Here is a 3,551-nt window from a genome sequence, read left to right as displayed (position 1 = left end):
CCTCGGGAATCTCGATGCGGTCCTGCAGGGCGCGCGCGGCGAAGGTGTTGTAGAAGCCGACGCGCTCGGCGGCGCCGAACAGGTCGATCTGTTTCTGCACGCCCTGGTTGGGCTCCTGCCGGCGTTGCAGGTCCAGGCCCAGGCACAGGCTCAGCACCTGGTGGCTCAGGCACACGGCGAGGAACGGCCGGCGCTCGCTGAGCAGCGAACGGATGGCCAGGTGCAGGTGGCCGATCTTCGGCTGGCCGATCTCGGTGGGGTTGCCCGGGCCGGGGCCCATGATCACCAGGTCGTAGCCGTCGAACGAGTACGGCTCCTGGAAGCCGCGCACGGTCACCGTCAGGCCCAGCGACTTGAGCTGCTTGGCGATCATCGAGGTGAAGGTGTCCTCGGCATCGACGATCAGCACCTCGCGTCCGGACAGGTCGGCCTGCAACTGCTGGCGCTCGCTGGCGCCGCGCAGCCAGAAGTCGGCGATCGGCGCGTTGCGGCTGGCCAGCGCCGCCACCACGTGCGGGTGCGAGCCCAGGCGCTGCGGCGCCTGGCTCTTCAGCGCGGCGATCAGCCCGGAAGCCTTGGCCCGGCTTTCCGCCGCCTCGCCCAGGGGATCGGAGTGACGCACGATGGTCGAGCCGACGCCGATGCGCAGGCGGCCGTCGCCCTCGATCTCGGCGGTGCGGATCAGGATCGCCGAGTCCAGCGTGCGCCCGCCCTGGCCGTCACCGCCGATCAGCGCCGCCACCCCGCTGTAGTAGCCGCGACCCTGCGGCTCGTAGCGGCGGATCACCCGGCAGGCGCTTTCCAGCGGGCTGCCGGTGACGGTCGGGGCGAACAGCGTCTCGCGCAGCACCTCGCGCACGTCGCGGCTGGTCTGGCCCTCGATGAAGTACTCGGTGTGCGCCAGGTGCGCCATCTCCTTGAGGTAGGGACCGAGCACCCGGCCGCCGTCCTCGCAGATCCGCGCCATCATCTTCAGCTCCTCGTCCACCACCATGTACAGCTCGTCGGCTTCCTTGCGGTTGTCGAGGAATTCCATGACCTCGGCCAGGTTCGGCCCGGCCGGCGGGTAGCGGTAGGTGCCGCTGATCGGGTTCATCACCGCCAGGCCGTCGCGCACGCTGATGTGTCGCTCGGGCGAGGCGCCGACCAGGGTGCGTTCGCCGGTGTGGACGATGAAGGTCCAGTAGGCGCCCTTCTCGCGCAGCAGCAACTGGCGGAAGAAACTCAGCGCGCTGGCCGTGGCGTAGCCGTCGATGCGCGCCTGGAAGCGCCGCTTGATCACGAAGTTGGCGCCTTCGCCGCGACCGATCTCGTCGGCGATGACCCGCCCGACCACTTCGGCGTAGGCCTCGTCGTCGAGGTCGAAACCTTCCTCGCTCAGTTCCAGCGCCTGGTTCGGCAGCAGCGCCAGGGCCTGCTCCAGCGGCAGCAGTTCCTGCTCCAGGACCTTCAGCGCCAGCAGCGGCGTGCCGTCATCGAGCGCCTCGAAGCCGCGCTCGGCGATCTGCCGGTAGGGAATCAGCGCCAGCAGGTCATGGCGCGGCAGGCCCGGGCCGGGCTCGTCCAGCGGCAGGTCGGCCAGGCCGTGCAGTTCGAGCGCCTCGCCGCGGATCACGTCGAGCAGGCCCGGGCCATTGCTTTCCGGGCGGTAGAGCAAGGCGAACGGCGCCGGCCGTTCGAGCAGGCGCTGCAACAGCGATGTGGGCAGGGCGTTCATTCCAGCACCTCGTCGGTGGTGACCACCATCGCGCAGCGGCTGGCGGCGTATTCCAGGGCCATGCGGTGGTGCGCCTCGCTGAAGTCGGCGATGGCGTCGGCCACCAGGAACGGCTGGATATCGTTGGAGTAGGCGTCGACCGTGGAGATCAGCACCCCGACGTGGGCGTATACGCCGCACAGCACCAACTGGTCGCGGCCGGCGGCGCGCATCCGCTGGAGCAGGTCGGAGTGGAAGAAGGCGCTGTAGCGCCACTTGGTCAGCAGCCAGTCGTCCGGCCCCGGCGCCAGCTCCTCGACCACCTCGCGGTCGGCCGGACTGGCGCGCATGCCCGGCCCCCAGAAGTCCTTGAGCAGGCCGCGCTGCTCCTCGGTCATGCTGCCCGGCTGGGCGGTGTAGGCGATCTGCACGCCCTGCTCGACGCACCAGCGGCGCAGCCGCGCGGCGTTGGCCACCAGCCCGGCGCGCAGGCTCTCGGGCAGCGGGCGCAGGAAGTAGCGCTGCATGTCGTGCACCAGCAGCACCGCGCGCCGCGGCTCCAGGCTCCAGCGCGCCAGGTTGGCCGGCAACTGCTGGGCAGTCGGCAAGGGATAGGCGGTGATTTCGGGAATGCCGCTCATGCCACGGTCTCCAGGGGGAAGGTTGCGCTCGGGATCGCTTCTGCGCCGGACCAGGCCATCACCGCGCTGAGTGCCTGCCAGGGGTTCAGCCGCGGATCGCAGAGGCTGGTGTAGTGCCGGCTGACCTGGTGCAGGCCGCTGGAATCGGCGACGCACTCGGTGACGTCGTCCGGGGTGGTCTCCAGGTGCAGCCCGGCGGCCACGCCGCCGGAGCCGGACACCGCCAGGCGGAACGCCGCCACCTCCTCGGCGATGCTGCGCACCAGGCGGGTCTTGTTGCCGCAGGGCGCGACGATGGTGTTGCCGTGCATCGGGTCGCTCAGCCAGATCACCGGGTGCCCGGCCGCGCGCACCGCCTCCACCAGCGGCGGCAGGCGCTCGCCGACCTTCTGCGCGCCCATCCGCGCGATCAGCGTCAGGCGCCCCGGCTCGCGGCGCGGGTCGAGGCGCTCGCAGAGCGCCAGCAACTGGTCGCGGCCGATCTCCGGGCCGACCTTGCAGGCCACCGGGTTGAGCACCTCGGCCAGCAGCGCCACATGGGCGCCGTCGACCTGGCGGGTGCGCTCGCCGATCCACGGCCAGTGGGTCGAACCGAGGTAGACCCGGCGCTGCTCGTCCTCGCGCAGCATCGACAGCTCGTAGTCGAGCAGCAGCATCTCGTGGCTGGTCCAGACCGGCGAGGCATTCGCCTCCTGCCCGGACGCGGCGTCCCAGCCCAGGTGGCGCATGATGTTGCGCGCCGCCGCATAGCCCTTGAGGATCCGCTGCGGATCGGCCCGGCGCTGCTCGGCATGGGCCTCGCGGCCGTTGACCATGTCGCCGCGATAGACCGGCAGGGTCTGCTCGCCGACCTGCTCGTGCGGCTTGGAACGCGGCTTGGCGTACTGCCCGGCGATGCGCCCGACGCGGATCACCGGCCGCCGGCCGGCCAGGCGCAGGGCGCCGGCCAGCAGTTCCAGCACGGCGGCCTTGCGCGCCACGTTCTCGGCATGGTGGTCGTCCATGTCCTCGGCGCAGTCGCCGCACTGCACCACCAGCGCCTCGCCGCGGGCGACCCGCGCCAGGGTCGCGCGCAGGGCCAGGATGTCGCCGGCGCGGATCAGCGCCGGACTGCCGCGCAGGTACGCCTGCACGTCGCGCAGGCGCGACGGATCGCCCCATTCGGGTTGCTGCAGCGCTTCGCAGCGCCGTACGCGTTGCAATAGATCGTCCAT

3 protein-coding genes are annotated in these 3,551 nt (G+C 71.3%); all 3 read right to left on the bottom strand.

Going from position 1 to position 3,551, the window contains the following annotated elements; translation table 11 throughout:
• A partial coding sequence (gene phzE / locus HMPREF2716_RS11980) for a phenazine biosynthesis protein PhzE (RefSeq protein ID WP_070621899.1) occupies positions 1 to 1,717 on the bottom strand: 1,717 nt, incomplete at its 3' end.
• Positions 1,714 to 2,337 (bottom strand): phenazine biosynthesis protein PhzD, encoded by a 624-nt coding sequence (gene phzD / locus HMPREF2716_RS11975; RefSeq protein WP_003093625.1) that lies wholly within the window; start codon positions 2,335 to 2,337, stop codon positions 1,714 to 1,716. The genes phzE and phzD, both read right to left, overlap by 4 nt.
• A complete protein-coding gene (phzC, locus tag HMPREF2716_RS11970; RefSeq protein ID WP_003093621.1) occupies positions 2,334 to 3,551 on the bottom strand; it encodes a phenazine biosynthesis protein PhzC in 1,218 nt (405 codons plus the stop codon). Before phzC ends, phzD begins: the two co-directional genes overlap by 4 nt.

It is taken from the genome of Pseudomonas sp. HMSC076A11, assembly GCF_001810205.1.
Taxonomy (GTDB): Bacteria; Pseudomonadota; Gammaproteobacteria; order Pseudomonadales; family Pseudomonadaceae; genus Pseudomonas; species Pseudomonas aeruginosa.
The sequence above is the reverse complement of the archived record's forward strand: the minus strand, read 5'-3'. Positions and strand labels throughout refer to the sequence as shown.